Below are 18,603 nucleotides of genomic sequence, written 5' to 3'. Positions count from 1 at the left end.
ACGTTCGAAAGTTGCTGAAATTTCTCGGTGTTTTGGTGGCAATGTATATCACCTATTCTATTGCATTTCACTACATCGCTATTTACGAGGGTGTGGAGGAAGGGTATTCCTGGATCACCGGGTTTTACTGGACACTGGTAACCATGTCTACTCTTGGTTTTGGTGATATTGTATTTCACAGTGATTTGGGCCGTATCTTCTCGATGGTGGTTCTGTTTTCCGGTGTACTCTTCCTGTTGATTTTGCTTCCCTTCACATTTATTGAATTTTTCTACGCTCCCTGGCTGAAGGCACAAAACCAGGCCCGGGCGCCCAAAAAAGTGGATGAGGCGATGAAGGATCATGTCATCATCACCCATCTCGATTCTATTACCGAAGCACTCATTAAAAAACTGAATGCCTATAAAATAGACTATGTCATATTGGAACCCGATCTGCAGGAAGCACTGGATCTGTCCGACATGGATTATAATGTTGTAAATCTCGATCCCACCGATTTTGATACCTACAAATACCTGAATATTGAAGATGCCTCCATGATTGTATCCACAGGATCGGATACGGAAAACACCAATATCACTTTTACGGCTGAAGATTTCAATCCTGATATAAAAATTGTGACCACGGCTGCCTCTCCTGATTCTGTGGATGTACTCCAGCTTGCCGGTGCAAATCATGTACTGCAAATGGGAGAGATCCTGGGGCGGGCACTCGCACGGAGAACTCTCGGCGGTGATGCAAGGGTACATGTCATCGGCCATATCGACCGCTTGGTAATTGGCGAATCGACTGTACAGCAAACTCCACTTGTCGGGAAAAAAATTAAAGAAAGTAAGATTCGTGAAAAGATTGGAGTAAGCATTGTAGGAATCTGGGAGCGCGGCAAATTTATCGACCCAACGCCTGAGACGGTTATCCACGAGGAAAGTGTTCTTGTTCTGGCCGGTACGGTCGATCAATTTCGAACATATGACGAGTTGATGAGCATCTATCATGTTTCAGATCATCCGGTTGTGATTATCGGGGGAGGTCGAGTTGGGCGAGCTGCTTCGAAGAGCCTGGAAGATCGCGGAATCGATTATCGAATGATCGACAAAAACCCGGAACGTATTGAAGATGATGAACGACATATTTTGGGCGATGCAGCGGATATCAGCGTACTCTATCGTGCAGGCATTCAGGAAGCACACACCGCACTGATCACAACGCATGACGATGACGTCAATATCTACCTGACAATCTATTGCCGTCAACTTTCGCCCGAAATGCAGATCATCAGCCGGACAACTTATGAGAAGAACATCAACACCATGCATCGCGCCGGTGCCGATTTTGTGATGTCGTACGCCTCAATGGGTGCCAATTCATTTTTTAACATACTGGAGGGGCAGGATGCAATGGTACTGGCAGAGGGGCTCAATGTGTTCAATCATCGTGTCAACAAAAAATTAGCCGGAAAAGCATTGAAACAATGTAACATTCGAAATGAAACCGGGTGTACGGTAATTGCCATTAATTGCGAAGATGACAGCATGCAGGTTAACCCGGGACCGGATACCATTTTAGAACTCAACCGTGAAATTGTTCTGATCGGTTCTTTTGAAGGTGAAGTAGCTTTTAATGATAAGTACGAGCCTTAAAAATCTCGTTAACAGATCAGAAAAAAATTTGAGGAGAGTGTCCCCCTTCGTGGAGGCAATGGGGGATGAAAACAGCGTATATTAAGTTTAAAAATGTAGAATTAACCAATTCAACATTCATTTGTCATCTAACTGAAACACCCTGTTTATCCTTTCCCATTCAAAGAGGCTATGAGAAAATATAACAATAAGCATTGCAAACACTCGCGATTTGAGGCCACGAAGGTACAAGGACACTAAGTTTCACAACGATTATTATTCTGATTTTATTTTACTTTGTGAACCTTCGCGACTTTGCGTCTTCTTGGCAAAAAACAAATGGCTACTCTAGTTGACTATCTGTTTTCTCACAATCTCCAAAAGGGGACACTCTTCAATAAACTCTCACCCTAAATTAGTTACGCGGTCTTATCCTCATCAATTCTTCCAGTACCAGGGGGTGAATAACACGAGTACCGTAAACAGTTCCAGCCGGCCAATCATCATCAACATTAGAAGTACCCATTTCCCAAGAATCGGTACTTTTGCATAGTTATCCACCGGACCAAACTCTCCCCATGCCGGCCCGATATTCCCCAGGCTGGCTATACTCGCGCCCATTGCCGACATCATATCAAATCCCATCAGCGTCATTATGATAGCGCCGGCGGCAAAAACGATAAAATACATAACAAAAAAGCCAAGAATTGTTTTCAGAATTTTTGACTCAACCACCCGCTCCCCAATCCGGATTGGAAGTACAGCCTGAGGATGAATAATTTGCCGGAACTCCCTCCCAATATTTTTCATAATGATCATAAGCCTCATCATCTTTATACCGCCACCGGTCGATCCAGCACATCCGCCGGTAAAGAATAACAGAAAGAGCAGGAAGGAAGTGAATGGCATCCAGAGCATGTAATCGTCCGTGCCGAAGCCGGTGGTCGTCAGGATTGATACAACCTGGAAGGAACCATATTGAAGAGCTTTCCCGATCGAATAATCTTGTGTAATTAATAAACCCACCGTTATTGCTGCCATAAATAGGATCGTAAGTAGAACGTAAAAACGAAACTCACGATTTTGAAAAAAACTCTTTGAATCTCCCGTAAAAAGCCTGTAATGCAGAGCAAAGTTAATACCTGCAAGGAACATAAAAACCGTTATCACAATGTCGATATAGACGGAATCGAAAGCGGCAATCGAGGCGTTTTTTGTAGAAAATCCCCCCGTTGCCAGTGTGGCAAACGCATGGTTGATCGCCTCAAACCAATCCATGGAGGGATGAAGCCATAACAGGATAAACTCCCCGGCAGTCAGGCCCACGTAAATCGTCCAGAGCAGCATCGCCGTTTCCTGGATTCTGGGTGTGATTTTATCAGCCGTATTTCCTGAATATTCCGCTTGATAGAGCTGCATTCCCCCAATCCCCAATAGCGGAAGCAAAGCCAGCGTTAAAACAATAATTCCCATCCCGCCAAGCCAGTGGGAGAGTGACCGCCAGAAGAGGATGCTTTTATCCAGTGATTCAATATCCGGGTTTTGAATTCCACTCGCCGTAATACCTCCGAAAATAGTGGCACCGGTCGTTGTAAGCCCGCTCATGGACTCGAACACTGCATCGGTATATGATTCGAGTGAACCAGAAAGTGTAAACGGAAAAGCCCCGAAAATGGAGCCGAGAAACCAAATGAGAGCTACGATCATAAAAGCTTCCCGCATTCGCAGCTCATCCTTCGGCCTAAAAATATAGAAAAGGGTTCCGCCGATGAGCATAGTACCGCCCGCTGTGATCAAAAATGCACTCCAGGAGGATTCCTGGTAGATCAAAGCAATTAATAATGGAAGCAGCATTGCAACTCCAAGAAAGAAGAGAAGACCACCGAGGATGCCTGAAATCAACCGGAAATCAATCCGCGGCCGATTTACATTTTGAGTCATGAATTCAATCATCAGAAAAGTTTTTCTACTTGATTGATAGCATTCGGAAGGGCGAGAACAATTACGCGATCTCCTTTTTTGATGACGGAATCTCCGGTTGCAACTTCAGCTGAATCACCACTCAAAATTCCACCGATCACAATTCCTTCCGGGATGCCAATGGAATGAATGGGTTTGTCTGAGATATCACAATTTTTCCCGGCAACGACCTCCATTATTTCCGCTTTAATTCCCTGGAGCGCTTTTACCGTTAGCAGTTGTCCCTGGCGGATATGACGGTGAATTTCATCCGAAGCTGATGCTTTTACGTTTACAACAGCATCGATACCGATGGTTTGACTGAGGGGTATATACTGCGGTTTTGATACGAGGGCCACAGCCTTTTTTACCTCCAGGTGTTTCGACATCAAACAGGAGATAATATTCGATTCCTCATCTTCGGTTACCGATACAAACGCATCCATCTCCTGGATCCCTTCCACAACAAGCAAATTCGGGTCTGTCGGATCACCGTTCAAAACAAGGATATCACGCTGATTATTCGCAATTTCAGTTGCGATATCGGGATTGGGTTCGATCAGTTTAATCTCCCATTTCTGTTTGTCCTTTGAGAGCTTTCTGGCGAGCATACGGCCCACTTCATCGCCGCCTGCAATCATTATTCGGCGGAGGCTTACATCTTTGTGCCCCGTTGCTTCAACAATATCCCGGATATGTTCCACCTTTGTGATAATAAAAATGTGGTCCAGCGGCATGATCTGGTTGTTACCGCGCGGGATGATGGTCCGTCCCCGTCTTGATATGGCAACCACTCGAAATGGTATCTCTGAATAGGATTCGGCAAGATCTTCGAGCGTTGTGTTGATGATGTCGGAGTTTTTTTCAACCCGTAGTCCAACCAACTGTAATTGGCCGTCAGCCAGGGAAACAACATCCGTTGCAGAGGCTCTTTTAACCAGCTGATGGATCTCGTTAGCTGCACTCTCTTCGGGATGGATCAAAACGTCAATCCCCAACTCTGAAGGTGTAAGAGGTGAATCCGGGCGTGATAGTTCATTGTTTCGAACACGGGCGATCACTCGCTTAACGCCAAGCCGTTTAGCCATCATCGAAGCGATAATATTGACCTCATCTACGCTGGTAACGGCAACCATCAGGTCGGCGTCTTGTGCCCCGGCTTCAACAAGTACATTTGGAGATGTGGCATTGCCCTCTACTGTAAGCACATCCAGGTTTTCCAACACACGCTGCAGGCATTTTTTTCTCTCATCTATAACGGTAACATCGTGTTTTTCGATTGACAGAACCTTACTCAGTTCATATCCAACCTCACCCGCACCCGCGATAACTATTTTCAATGGTTTCCTCGTTTTTGAAAAGAATCATTCAAAGTTATCACTTATTCCATAGAAATTGAAAGGTTGTGTGAATATTGATTATTGAATATCCAATCTCGAATTTCGAAGGGCTCTGTAACTTCAACATTCGGTGTTCTCCCTGAGGGAGCCCTTGCGGGGATATTGGATACTCGACATTCATACCAGGTTTTTCTTCGCTGTTTGAATACTTTTTACAAAAACCGGCATAGGTTCATTTACCTCTGCAATACATACATTTGATTAAGGTAGTGAATCCTGGATCAGAAAAGTGTATGAATATCGAACACTGAACATCCAATCTCGAATTTCGAAGGATTCTGTCACTTCAACATTCGGTGTTCTCCCTGAGGGATCCCTTGCGGGGGATATTGGATATTCGACATTCATACAAGTTTTTATTTACGAATAGGTCCGTTCTTTCAGTCATCGGATGAGTTTATCAGCTTACAAAACATAATTCGAGCTTTTTACTCATCCGATAACTCATTTCGAATCCTTATTATTCAGCAATTGAAAAAGACAATAAGCAACCGAACGTTTCTCTCTATTTATAGATGAACAACATGAGTCACAGCGAAGAATCCCCTTGCAACGGCCCCATACTTGTTCGTGACATTCACCTGAATGACAGGGACAAGCCCCTTCTCTACGAATATTTACGTAGCAAATCCTCACACTCAGCTATCATAAAACCCGAATGTATCTCTACATCTGCTGAGCTTTTTTGAGCGATCTCTTCCGCCCGAATGTGGATCTGTTTCATGTAGGTTGAGATGATTGGTATATCACAACCAAAAACAACGGTTGATATTCCCGACCAGATGATGGCACTCATACACATGGGACAGGGTTCACAAGTTGTGTAAAGAGTAAATCCTGAGAGATCTTTCTTCTGAAGTTGATCTGAGAGCTTTCGTATGACTTCAATTTCGGCATGAGCTGTAGGATCGCTCTTCTGTGAGGTTTGATTGGCAGCCGCTGCAAATAGCTCATTTCCCATCGCCAGGGCTGCACCGAACGGCGTTTCATTTTTTTCGGCAACATGGATCGCCGCCTGCATAATTTCTTTGTTTGATTTTATACTCACCATTAATGACTGCTTGTGTTGCCGGGGCTGCTTGGAATTCGCACCTCTTGCCCCGGTTGTAAAATCCTATCCAGGTAGTTTGTATAGGTTTTATAGAGTAAAATTTCGCTTTGCAGGTTATAAGAAACACTATGATCACCCGGTGGGTAGATTCTCAAATCAACATCTTTCCCGGCAGTGGTGAAAGCCGTTATCATCTGCATCGTATTTTGAACGTGCACATTCTCATCCATTGACGAGTGTACAACCAACAAATCTCCTTTCAGATTTTTTGCATGGGCCATCACTGAGCTGTTGATATATCCATCTTCATTCTCTTCCAACAGTCCCATATATCGCTCCGTGTATATGGTATCGTAAAGACGCCAATCGGTTACCGGTGCCGCTACAATTCCAGCCTTAAAAACATCGGGGTGAAGTACCATCGTCAGCGCAGCCATGTAACCGCCGTAACTGTGTCCCCGGATTGCCATCCGATCCGCATCAATCCATTCATATTCAGAAGAGAGATATTTTGCTGTTTCAGCAAAATCTTCCGCTTCAAGCTCCCCGAGGTTTTTGTACACTGAATTTTCAAACTCCCATCCATACCCACCATTTCCGCGATTATTTACATTCGCAATCACATATCCCTGCTGAGCCAGGTATTGATACCAGGCTGTTGTGTCGAACTCATTCTGGACCCCCTGAGAGCCGGGTCCGCCATATACCATCATCACCATTGGGTATGATCGGTTTGGATTATAATCGGTTGGTTTTATGATAAATGCATCCAACTCCCTGCCATCTGAAGTAGTGACTTTAATCAATTCCCTCGGCGAGTATGCATATTGGTCTATATATCTTTTTACAGATTCATTATCCACAAAGGTTTCCAGCTTTTCTCCGCCATCTGCCGTGCTCCACAACTCAACCTGTGTCGGGGTGGTCGTATTCGACCATGTATCAATATAATACTTGCCATTAGAGCCCATACTGATGGAGTGCATCCCTTCCGAATCAGTGTATTTCTGTTTACCGGAGCCATCAAATCCAATTGAGTAGAGATGCCGCTCAAGCGGATTTTCCTCGGTTGATAAGTAATAAATGCGTTCCCGGTCGGTATTTACGGCGAGGATGTTCATTACCTCCCAATCTCCCTGCGTAACCTGGTTGATCAAATCTCCATCATAACTGTAGCGATAGAGATGTTTATATCCGTCACGGGTAGATAGCCACAAAAATTCCTCTTTGCCATCCGGGAATATAAAGTAACTTTCCAGGTCCGACCGGTGGTCATACACTTCAATCCACCCGTCCTCTGATGTTTCTTCCATCACATGTCGGCCTTCACCGGTGCTCACATCAAAAAATGTGAGGTCGACATGATTTTGCTGACGATTCATCTTTACAACCGCCAGTTCACCGGCATTGCTTGTCCATAAAATTCTTGGAATAAGTTCATCCTCTTCCGTTTCCGTAAGCCAGCTGTTTTCGCCGGACTCAATATCAATCACACCAATTCTAACACCGGGATTTTTCTCTCCAACTTTAGGATACGGAATGTCGGTATATTCGGGATACTGCCCTTCATAGGATGTAGATACAAAACGTTTTACATCTCGTTCGTCGGATTGCCAATACGCTATGTGCTGACTGTCGGGCGACCATTTCCAGGCTTGAACCAAGCTAAATTCCTCCTCATACACCCATCCAAACCGGCCATTGTAAAGATTTTTTTGTGAATCAAAAGTAAGTTGTGTTTCCTCTCCGCTATTTAAATCAAACAGAAACATCTCTCCGTTGCGATGGTACGCAACTTTTTCCCCGTCCGGGGATAACTTTGCCGTAAATGCATCTTCAACGAGCAAACTCAGCCTGTCATCCTCCAGCGAATAGTAGTAATAATTGGCAATTCCAGAATGGCGGTAGATCGGGGTAAAATCAGACTGAAATACCAAGTATTGAAAATTATTCGACCACTGAAACGATTTAAAACTAAACGGTTCTCCTGTTCCGGGGAATGTATAGTTGGTATTTCTGAATATTAGCTCATCTTCTCCGTTTGCAGGATTGTACACTCGAATCTCGTTGCTTCTTTCTGATTGATTGTATTGCATATAAGAGTAGCGATCTCCACCATCTATCCATGTTACATTCTGTGGGCCACTGTTCCCTGATAACTGGCTCGATGAAAAAAGGGCGTGTTCAACATTTTGATATTCCTGTTGAGCATGAGACTGGCCGGGTATAAACACCCAATGAATGAAGAAAAGAAAGAGAACAAAAAATGAGCACTTCGAATAATCAAATAAATTTGTAAGCATATTTATTTACTTCAATAGAGATTTTAAACCAATAGTCAACGACACGATCTGTGGTTTCTTACATTAGATAAGATAGGCAATCCTCAAAAAACTTTGATACCGGGTTTAAAGATCCTTTTGAGATAATTAATCTTCATTTGCCTTTTTTCAACAATCTAAGGCCATTCAGAACTACCAACAGCGTACTTCCTTCGTGACCAATAACACCAATAGTAAGTGGAAGTTCAATCGTAAAAACACAGACCAAGAGAAAGAGAATAACCGACAAACTGAACGCGATATTTTGCCAAACAACTTTTTTAGCCTTTCGTGACAGCCAGAGCAAATAGGGCAGTTTTGTAAGATCATCGCCCATTAAAACAATATCGGCCGTTTCGAGTGCCACATCTGTTCCGGCTGCTCCCATAGCTATTCCGATATCACTTACAGCCAGCGCCGGTGCATCATTCACACCATCTCCAACCATCGCTACAACACCCTTTTCACGAAGCTTTTTAATGATATCAACTTTTTTCTCCGGTAAAAGTTCAGCATATACATGACTGATATTCAATTCTGCCGCAACAGATTTTGCTACACCTTTATTATCCCCCGTCAGCATAACAATCTGTTTTATTCCTAGAGATTGCAATTTCGAAACAACTATTTTTGCGTCCTCCCGAACTTTATCAGCAAGAGCAATGACGCCCAGCGCAATCTCATCCTGAACAACAAAAACAACAGTTTTACCCTGTTCTCTCAGGAAATCAGCTTTTTCTGAAATCATTGGATTCCATTTTTCAAGCTGCTTATTGAACATTTGAGAATTTCCTACAGAAACGTGGTGTCCATTCAATTTTCCCTCAACCCCCTGCCCCGGAGTAGATTGCATGTCATCAACACGGGTCAGATCAACATGAAGTTCTTCAGCTTTTTTAACAATAGCGTGAGCCAGGTGATGTTCTGAATGATATTCGCAACCGGCTGCGATAGCCAACATCTCTAAAACTTCGGATCCATCCTCTGAAAATTTCTCGTTATCCCGATCAAAAGATATCAAATCTGTGACCTCAGGCTCTCCCTTTGTAAGCGTGCCCGTCTTATCAAATGCAATCGTATCGATATCAACGGCATGCTCCACGTATGCGCCCCCTTTGAACAGAACACCATTTTTTGCACCGTTGGCAATTGCGGAGATAATAGATGCCGGTGTGCTAATGATTAATGCACACGGCGATGCCACCACCAAAACCGTCATCGCCCGGTAGAATGTGGGATCAAAATCCTGACCAAACACTCCCCAGGGAATAAAGATCAGCAAGATAACAGAAACTACAACTGCCAGTGCATATCGGGGTTCAAACGTATCCAGGAATCGTTGAGTCTGAGCTTTAGATTTCTGTGCCTCCTCCACCAATTGGATAATTTTAGCAACTGTGGTATCACTTGCCCGCCGGGTTACTTCGATCTCAATAACCCCATTTTCATTGAGCGTAGCTGCAAACACCGATTCCCCGATTCCTTTAGATACAGGCATACTTTCACCCGTAATGGTTGCTTCGTTAACGGAGGTCTGTCCTTTTACAATTTTACCATCGATGGGAATATGCTCTCCCGGTTTTACGATCACTACCTGGCCAACTTCAAGTTCTTCAATCGGAACTAATTTTTCGGAACCATCCTCCATTTTCAGTAATCCCTCGGATGGACGTAACTTTAACAGGGAATGGATTGCGTTTCGGCTTTTTCCGAGGGCATACGTTTCCAGTGCACCGCTCAGTGAAAAAAGAAACAACAGTGTAGCACCTTCAATCCACTGGTCAATGACTGCAGCTCCAAGAGCTGCAAAAATCATCAGAAAGTCGATGTTTAGCTGAAATTGTCTCAGGTGCTTAATGGTCTCAACAAAACCGCTGTATCCACCGGTAAGATATGAGAGAATGTAAAAAGTAACGGATACTTCATTCGGCCATAAAAAAAGATGTTCACTGACAATACCGGCCAGCAAAAAAACTGCACAGAGTACTGTAAGCCAAATTTGCAGCTTCCCGCCCGTTTCTTGTTGGGACATAGTTTGCCCTCTCCATCAAACCGTTTCTATTCCAGGATTTCCGGACGATCCACCCATGCTGTAGTATCCTCAACAAGGGCAACGGCTTTCTCCTTTGAGGATGCTTCCGAGTAAATTCGTAATACCGGTTCCGTGCCCGATTGCCTGACTAAAAGCCAGGATCCATCGTTAAGGTAATGCTTAATACCGTCCTTCATATCCCAATCTACCACTTTTTGGCCTGCAATTTCTCGCAATTTCTTCTCACGGCAATATTCGATCATCCCTATCTTTTTTTGATCTTCCGTATGGATATCATTTCTGTGCGTTTCGTGCAAACCATATTCATCAAACAGATCCGTAACAAGCTCACTCAAAGATTTGCCGGATTTTACCATCATCTCTGTGATTAATAGCCCGATATAGATTCCATCTCTCTCCGGCAGATGCCCCTTCACAGCCAGGCCACCCGATTCCTCCCCGCCCACCAAAACATCTTCCGCTACAATTTTTTCTGCGATATATTTAAATCCAATGGGAGTTACATCCAGTTGCAAGCCGTATTTATCCGCCTGTTTATCAAGCATGGTGGTTGTAGATACGGTTTTAACAATTTTACCGGTCATCTTTTTCTCATCAACCAAATACTTCACCAAAAGGCTTAAAAGCTGATGGGAATTCACAAATTTCCCGTTTTCATCAACCATACCGATCCGGTCGGCATCGCCGTCATTCGCGATCCCCACCGAACAATCGTTTTGAACGACAAACCCTGAAAGTTCATCTACATTTTTCCCCATCGGTTCCGGTGCTATACCTCCAAACGAGGGATTGATCTCGCCGTGAATTTCCAATACCTGATCATCCAATAACTGTTTCAAAATGGTTCTTCCGGACCCATACATCGGATCATGCGCAATCTTTATCCCACTTTTCCGAATCGAGTCCAGGTCGATCGATTGACGAATCAGGGACAAGTATCCTTCAGAAAAATTCATCTCCCGGATCAATCCACTTTTCACTAAAAAATCGTACGATTTGGTATCCAGTGATTCATCATAAAGATCCAACCTAAATTCAATTCCCGCTATCTGATCCGGCCCTGCCGATCCCCCGTAAAGCGCCTTGATCTTGTAGCCGTTGTATTCGGGTGGATTGTGGCTTGCCGTTATGACGACTCCCACCGCTTGAAAATGCTTTGCAGCCCAGCTAATTGCAGGAGTTGGGGTGATACGATCTGCAATTCGAACCGGAATCTGCATGGCCGCAAACATTTTAGCAGCATGTTTGGCAAACCGCTCACTGAGAAACCGGGCGTCATACCCAATCACCACGCCGTTTTCCGTGACTTCCTCATCTACAATCCATCTCGCAACAGCCTGGGTAACAATCCCTACATTTTTAAACGTGTAATTTTCAGCGATTACCGCTCTCCATCCGTCGGTACCGAATCTGATCTTTTTCAAATTTTTCACCAATTCTTCAACTATAATTATTTTCTTATTGGTTTCGAAAAAGTACAATGCCTTTTAACAAAAATCTATGATTAGTTCGGATATGCAACGATTAGAAGAATAGACTTGTTGAATTTTTTGATTTAATACGTCCACCTGTCGATCTGATCAATGATAAATCAATAAATAATCATGAAATCCAAAATACAAACGATCATCGTTCTCCTTTTCAGCCTGGTTTTATTTTATTCAACTTCACTTCAAGCTCAGGAACCTCTTGGTGACCGTATGAAGGAGAAATTAAAATCAGAAGAGTTTAATGTAACTTTTCTATTACAGACTTTCGGAAACGTAACATTTACAGACAGGAATTTTAATAGTGGAAATGGCTACGAGCTTGATGCAAACCGCCTGGGGTTCCGGGGTGTTTTGGATGGTAAATTTAGTTATCGATTCCAACTTGAATATACAGATGCACCAAGTATTCTAGACGCCCGTATGGGATATCATTTTTCAGATAATTTTGAAATGCAGGTCGGTTCATTCAAACCCCGCTTAAGTGCAGATCTTGATCCCAACCCCGGCATCACCGACTTTATTGACAGGGCTCGTATTACAGGTGCCATGATGAACAACAGGGAAATTGGCATCACATTTCTGGGCGAAAATGATGGATTTAACTACGCCTTTGGAATGTACAATGGAAACCGGCTGCAGAACGAAAATGATGGCAGGTTTCTTTATACAGGACGTCTTTCCTATACATTTGGCAATGAAGGCAATTCACTCGAACTTGGACTTAACGGGGCTTTTAATCAAACAAAGATGGAACGAGTGGGAAAGAGCGGCCTAACCTCAATGGGTGACCGTGAACTATTCGGTATCTATGCTGAATTTAACCGCGATCCGCTCTTTGGCACCGTTGAGTATTTACAGACTACCTTTGATGCTCAAGAACTTCAAGCTGAAGAAACAATATCCGGCTTCTATGCTACTCTCGGAACAAATCTCTCTGAGAGAGATCAACTCATAGCCCGATGGGATCATTTAGAGTATAACCTCTTAGAGCGCAACTCCGAGCTGCTTATTTTGGCCTGGAAACGAAAAATCACGAGCCTTTTCAGCATTCATATAAATGCACTTGCTCTGATGGATAGTGAAGAGTACGATGGAGAAAATCAATTTGGTTTGAAAGCCAATTTCCAGTTCCAGTTTTGATACCCGTCTCCTACCACCGCCAAGGCTATGGAAAACAGGTATCAATCCCCTTCCCTATTCCGCTAAAAAACGGAATAATGAAGGGGATGGTCTTTACTTGTTATCTGTCCAATAACAGTAGACAATAACCCCTATAAATTATAATAAATCTACAAATTTCAATGGGGTTTTTAAGTGGAAATTAAAAAATCGGTATGTATTGTGTTTATCTCGTGTACGGGGTAACTCATATGACAATAATCTTGTATCTCGGTTTGAAAGCTCGTAATTTTAGGGTCTTTCGATTGATTGAAGATCAATCGCTGCCCATCCATAAACGGGCCCGTAGCTCAGCCGGTTAGAGCAGTCGACTCATAATCGATTGGTCGGGGGTTCAAGTCCCTCCGGGCCCACTTTTTTCTCCCTCCCAAAATTTCCCGAATAATCGCCCTTAAAACCGTTTAAACGTACATTTTTTGGCGTTTTTCTAATTCCATCAAAAAAAGTTCAAGTGAATCATTTTCATTTTTAAACACGAATTACGTAATTAGTGGGTACACCAGTGGGTACAAAATTGAGGTTAGTTAACACTTTTCACCCACGATTTTGTGAGTTATTTGGGACTTTTTAAACCCCCTTTAGCAGGTGCAAATGTTCCACACTCTCATACCCAATTGGAATTTTGAACTTTATGCAGGGTAGCTTGAATTAAAAATTCTGAATTTTGGGCCGGAAAGTCCCCCTTTGAAGGGTGAATGTGAGCATGACGAATGTCGTGTGAACTCGGGGGATGTACACCCCTCCGCTTAAAGGCGTCCCGACGGTTCGGGACCCTCAAGGGGAGACTATTTTTACAAATTCTTAATTCGAACTCAAATAAACTACGTTATTTATGGCCAGTCTTAAGAAAAGAGGTGATATCTATTACATCCGTTTCTTTAGAAAAATAAATGGAAAGAGAGAGCGGAAAGCATTCAGTTTAGGAACGACAATTAAAAGGGAAGCCGAGAAGCTGCGGATCGAATTTGAAGACAAACATATTCGTGGGGAGATCGATCCCTTCAACGGCTGGACGCCTCAAAAAGAAGCAGAAAAGAAGAGGGAGAAACTAAAGGGCAAATATGTTCCCCTGCACAAAGCGGCAGATCAATTCATTGAACAACGAAGCCAGGCAAACGCAACTACCAAGAAAAATTACCGCAAGCATCTGGATATGTTAATGAAGAAGCTGGGAAAAACTATGCCTGTAACTAAAATTTATGAATCGGATATCCGAGAGTTTTGCTTTCGGTCTGATTTAGCTCCCGCAACTCAGGCCAGTTATTTGCGCCATCTGAAAGTGTTTTTCAGTTGGCTTCATGAAAAGGATATTTTAAAAGAAGATATTACCTCAAATATCAAGCCTCCGCGAATTCCACAGAAAATTTCGCAAAAAACGATTTCAAGAAAGCAATTGGATGAAGTGTTTAAAGCGTTTGATAAATTTTATAAGATCCAGGAGAAAAAAGGATCGGTCACCAAACCTCATCAAAAACGGTTGTGGTTTAAACCGATGATCAATACTATCTATTATTGCGGACTCAGGGCAAAGGAAGCGGTGAATCTACAATGGACTGATATAGATTTGACTGGAAATCCAAATGATCCTGAGGACTTTGGTCGTATATACATTACAAACAGGGATGATAACACGACAAAATCCGGTAAGGAGCGTGTAATTCCGATCCGTAAACCGCTAAAACCGTGGCTCGAACAATGGTATAAAGACCAGGGAGAACCGAGTGACGGTTATGTATTTCCCAGCTCAACAGGGCTGAATCGATATCATGGAATGAGTCCCGGATCACTGTCTAAATCCTTCAAGAAATTTGTGAAGAAGGCCTCCAAGGTCCCAAATACCGTAACGCTGCATGGATTAAGACATTCCTGCGCAACGGACCTGCTGAGAAAAGGAGTTCCCATCCATATCGTCCAAAAAATAATGGGACACTCATCTGTTCACGTAACTCAAATTTATGAGCACCTGGACCAAAACGATATTACGAACGCGATTAAAGGAATCGAATAAATGGAGAAGAATGACCTAAAGAAATTAGTACTCGACCTCATCTGCTCAAGCAAAGTTGAAAGTGGCTTTGTGAACGGTCGACCGTCTTATAAGAAAGCCGCTATGATTTATGCAGAGCTGGATAATGACATTGAGGATCTCAAATATCAATATTTATCGGATTACGATGGCTTCGGGAAAGAGCAAGTTGAAGAGCTGGAAAAAAATAAAAAACGATTGATCAAGATCATTGAAAAAAATCTCAAGGTGTTGGATGACTATAAACCCATGATTGAAAACCATAGCCGCAAAGAGATATCACTTTCGGAAATATCCTCTGAAAAGCTTAAAAATTTCTGTATTTCATTTAATCGTTCTACAGCAAGGAGCAATTTAAACATAGTTCGATTCATCAATTGTGAACCTAACGTTGTTGCACCGCTTAATGCTCCACTAAACAAGATTGGAAAGGCTCATATAAAATTGAATATCATTGAGACCGTAATTGAAGATATTGAGCTTGAAGGTAGCTTTAGTTTAAAACAAGAGTTCGATACAGTTCCGGATGCTTGCCGTTATTATGAAAAAGAGCTAGGAGAAGAGATCACTAGGGATAGGTTGAAGTCTCAAATAAAAAAATTTGCAGTTTTTTATGAAAATGGAGAGAAAGTAGAGTGGAGTACTATTAATGGGAGAATCAATACATGGGTACATGATGAAGGGAAAAAACCCAATAAACAGAAAATCCCGCACAAGTAAATTTCATGTTTTTTAGCCGTCTATAGTTTGTTGCCATTCTTCTATAAGATAAGACACTTTTCTATTCCAAAAACCAGATTTTCTATAACTTACTATAGACTTTTATGTTCTAATAGACTGTTAATTTTGAATTTACGGGGATATAATTAATGAAATGAAATCATTAATGAAACCCCATACAAATGAGTGAAGAAAAATTAACCAGAATCGAAAAAAAGTTGGACCTCCTTCTGAACTCCAACAAACATCGTATCAATGAGAAAAAGTATATCACGGCCAGAGAGGTAGAAGACCTCACCGGGCTGAATCATCGTACCATCCTGAATCGCTCTAATCTGGACGATCAAAATCCCCGTTACATTCCTTCCATTCAATTTGGGGGAAGCCGACGGAAATATTTTGAGCGGAAGGTGATCGAACGAATTTTTCATTTAAGCTAATTTTGGGAGGTACTGCAATTATGAATGGCTTAGATGAAAGAATACCGTTTACAAAAGTTCCGAACAGAATCCTTGATGAAGTGATCAGCAAACTGTCGGGCAGTGAGTTTAAAATTTTAATGACAATCTGCCGGTCAACATTTGGGTTTCACAAAAAACGGGATAAAATCTCGATTAGTCAGATGGTTGATGCTACCGGATTAGCCAAGAGTACAGTTATTGACGCATTGCATAAATTGACTCAAAAGAAAATCATCAAAAAGAATGAGGAAGTAATACCACATGAGTACCTGGTCGTAGAATCGAACCAGCAAAATTTGGACGGTCCGAAAAAACAACCCGATTCGGTCCGAAAATCAAACCAACCATTGGTTCGAAAACCGGACACACAAAAGAAACCTTCCAAAGAAAAGAAAGATACTACTATTAGTAGTAGTGAATTTTCTGAAAAATTGATTCGTATCGCAGAGTACTGGAACAACTTGTTCTATTTTAAAATTTTAAATCATCATTCCGATCTGCTCGACGATATTGAGAAATCTTTACATGAATTTTCAGAAAAAGAGCTTAAAAAAGCGATGACCAACCGTTCAGGAGCCAAATTTTATGAAAATCGCTATGCACTCAAGCATAACCCAAAGTGTTTCTTCCCCTATCCGGACACTATTCGAGCCGATCTACACCGAACTCCGGCAGATCTGTTTGAATATGAACAGATGATAGACAGAGTCACCGGCGGCCAAAATGAACAATCTGATTTTGAGATGGTTTCTGATATCAAAGACGACCAAGGTAGGGCGATGTGGAAGCTTAAATCATAATAAATAAGTTCAATTTTCTGAAAATCACTACGATATTATTTGATTTTCAAATTTTTAAGCATCTAACCGCTGTGAAAACCAACAAATTATTAAATAGAATAATCCGAAAATCGATGAAAAGTTGAAAAATGCACGATGACACAACTGTGATTTTAAACATATACTCCCGCATGACAGGTTTGATTTTCAAAAAATTGGACTCAGTTGGACACTTTTACAAAACTATCACTCAAAAACATGAATATTGAATGGTTATCAGTAGTATCGGCTTTTTTAATTTTCATCCCTGTATTCTTAAAAATTAGATTATTGATGCTACAAAGTAATGTTGGTCACTGAACACTTCTGAAAACCAGAAAAATGCTCTACAATCAGCAGTTTGGCGTCAATTTTATAAATATTGGTATTCAAATTGCTTGAGCTGCGTAATCCCAAATACAAACATCCACCATTTTTATAAAAATCGAATTAGAAATGGTGATTTTTAAAATTTTATCGAGGCATTTAAGAGTGAATAGCAGCTCATATAGATATCCAAAAAATTAGATAATTAACTTTTTAGGTTTTATAACGGATAAGAATTACAGCTTTTTGTGCGAGTTAGTGGTCCATTGGCTACTAAAAGGACCAAAAAGTTGAAAATTAAATACTCTTTTTCTCTTGTATTGATTCGCGGATCCACACCATAAATACGACGATTATGTTAATTTCTATTCCCGGCTTAAATTCAAAAATTTGCCGATTTTTATATCAAAATTGGTCAATTTTTTAATTTTTACCTCTTCTCATCTATTCTCTCACTGTGGGTATCCGAACTCAATGGTTGGTAAAAAGCAGAAAATTCAAGGAAAATCTACTAACTACAGCTTTTCAAATATTAAAATAATCGTCGATTGATGATCTATACCAATGTCGAATAAACAGATTTTTTAAATTTGAAGCGAATATCTGAAAAACCTAAAGGGTCATATCAGGTATTTTAAAACAGTCTCGTCCAATAATCTATTTTTTAAATTATTAAAAAATCAAAATCCTGAAAATGGTTTAAAAATCGGACCATCGCTTTTCTTTTCACTCTTGTTTTTCCCATATCAAAATAACATCTCTCATACCCGATCAGGTATATTTTTCTGAAAATCCATGAATTTTTACCCGAACGGTTATAGGAATCAACGATTTTACCCTAAATAGTAGGCTACTTTTAATAGGAAGGATAATTTCAAAATTATGCATTTTCTATATCTGAATAAAGGTCATCAAGAGAATCACTAACGATAGAAAAACCGTATTTACCGATCATTTCTATGAATGCTCTTTTGGTCAGCCCGATCAGTTGTGCGGCTTGTCCCAGTGTCAGCTTTCCGCGTTCATATAATTTTCCGGCTAAAAGCATCTTCGCTTCAACTTCATTGAAGTCCACAGAATCCGGTATGTCAAGTCTTAGTGTCTTCAAAATTCAACCTTTTCATTTCTAAAGATACAATAGTATTCCTACTCTTCTTTTTCAATTATGAAACGAATGGC

General features: G+C 41.6%; 13 protein-coding genes and 1 tRNA gene. 7 read left to right on the top strand and 7 right to left on the bottom strand.

Annotation, left to right across the window (positions count from 1 at the left end; translation table 11 throughout):
- Window positions 1–11 precede the first annotated feature (11 nt).
- Entirely contained in the window at window positions 12–1,640 is a 1,629-nt protein-coding gene (locus L6773_RS13180) for a potassium channel family protein (protein ID WP_237854898.1), read from the top strand.
- Window positions 1,641–2,057: 417 nt separating this feature from the next.
- Here L6773_RS13180 and L6773_RS13175 read toward each other — a convergent pair whose 3' ends face one another.
- The 6 genes from L6773_RS13175 to L6773_RS13150 all read right to left on the bottom strand — a co-directional run bounded on the left by L6773_RS13175 (window position 2,058) and on the right by L6773_RS13150 (window position 11,827).
- Complete coding sequence (locus L6773_RS13175) at window positions 2,058–3,572, bottom strand: TrkH family potassium uptake protein (protein WP_237854897.1); 1,515 nt, start codon at window positions 3,570–3,572, stop codon at window positions 2,058–2,060.
- The gene (gene trkA / locus L6773_RS13170; protein ID WP_237854896.1) at window positions 3,572–4,918 is read right to left on the bottom strand and encodes a Trk system potassium transporter TrkA; all 1,347 of its coding nucleotides are present in this window, start codon (window positions 4,916–4,918) and stop codon (window positions 3,572–3,574) included. The genes L6773_RS13175 and trkA overlap by 1 nt, the downstream gene beginning before the upstream one ends.
- 667 nt (window positions 4,919–5,585) lie before the next feature.
- Entirely contained in the window at window positions 5,586–6,029 is a 444-nt protein-coding gene (locus L6773_RS13165) for a nucleoside deaminase (RefSeq protein ID WP_237854895.1), read from the bottom strand.
- The gene (locus L6773_RS13160; RefSeq protein ID WP_237854894.1) at window positions 6,029–8,332 is read right to left on the bottom strand and encodes a S9 family peptidase; all 2,304 of its coding nucleotides are present in this window, start codon (window positions 8,330–8,332) and stop codon (window positions 6,029–6,031) included. The genes L6773_RS13165 and L6773_RS13160 overlap by 1 nt, the downstream gene beginning before the upstream one ends.
- A 133-nt stretch (window positions 8,333–8,465) precedes the next feature.
- Window positions 8,466–10,382 (bottom strand): heavy metal translocating P-type ATPase, encoded by a 1,917-nt coding sequence (locus L6773_RS13155; protein WP_237854893.1) that lies wholly within the window; start codon window positions 10,380–10,382, stop codon window positions 8,466–8,468.
- A gap of 26 nt (window positions 10,383–10,408) precedes the next feature.
- Window positions 10,409–11,827, bottom strand: coding sequence for a phosphoglucomutase/phosphomannomutase family protein (locus tag L6773_RS13150; RefSeq protein WP_237854892.1), 1,419 nt, complete (start codon window positions 11,825–11,827; stop codon window positions 10,409–10,411).
- A 180-nt stretch (window positions 11,828–12,007) separates the two neighbouring features.
- On the opposite strand from L6773_RS13150, the gene L6773_RS13145 reads away from it, so the two are divergent.
- The 6 genes from L6773_RS13145 to L6773_RS13120 all read left to right on the top strand — a co-directional run bounded on the left by L6773_RS13145 (window position 12,008) and on the right by L6773_RS13120 (window position 17,079).
- Window positions 12,008–13,033, top strand: a complete 1,026-nt coding sequence (locus L6773_RS13145; protein WP_237854891.1) for a porin — start codon at window positions 12,008–12,010, stop codon at window positions 13,031–13,033.
- Between the two features lie 318 nt (window positions 13,034–13,351).
- Window positions 13,352–13,425 (top strand) — tRNA-Ile (locus tag L6773_RS13140).
- 479 nt (window positions 13,426–13,904) lie between these two features.
- On the top strand, window positions 13,905–15,080 hold the full coding sequence (locus tag L6773_RS13135) for a tyrosine-type recombinase/integrase (RefSeq protein WP_237854890.1): 1,176 nt from the start codon (window positions 13,905–13,907) through the stop codon (window positions 15,078–15,080).
- 102 nt (window positions 15,081–15,182) lie between these two features.
- Window positions 15,183–15,818, top strand: coding sequence for a hypothetical protein (locus L6773_RS13130; RefSeq protein WP_237854889.1), 636 nt, complete (start codon window positions 15,183–15,185; stop codon window positions 15,816–15,818).
- A gap of 182 nt (window positions 15,819–16,000) precedes the next feature.
- Window positions 16,001–16,258, top strand: coding sequence for a hypothetical protein (locus L6773_RS13125; RefSeq protein ID WP_237854888.1), 258 nt, complete (start codon window positions 16,001–16,003; stop codon window positions 16,256–16,258).
- Between the two features lie 20 nt (window positions 16,259–16,278).
- On the top strand, window positions 16,279–17,079 hold the full coding sequence (locus L6773_RS13120; RefSeq protein ID WP_237854887.1) for a replication protein: 801 nt from the start codon (window positions 16,279–16,281) through the stop codon (window positions 17,077–17,079).
- 1,225 nt (window positions 17,080–18,304) lie between these two features.
- Here L6773_RS13120 and L6773_RS13115 read toward each other — a convergent pair.
- Window positions 18,305–18,532, bottom strand: coding sequence for a UPF0175 family protein (locus tag L6773_RS13115; protein WP_237854886.1), 228 nt, complete (start codon window positions 18,530–18,532; stop codon window positions 18,305–18,307).
- Window positions 18,533–18,603: the final 71 nt, after the last annotated feature.

It is taken from the genome of Rhodohalobacter sulfatireducens, assembly GCF_022012475.1.
GTDB classification, from domain to species: Bacteria; Bacteroidota; Rhodothermia; order Balneolales; family Balneolaceae; genus Rhodohalobacter; species Rhodohalobacter sulfatireducens.
This window is presented reverse-complemented; position numbering and strand designations above follow the sequence as displayed.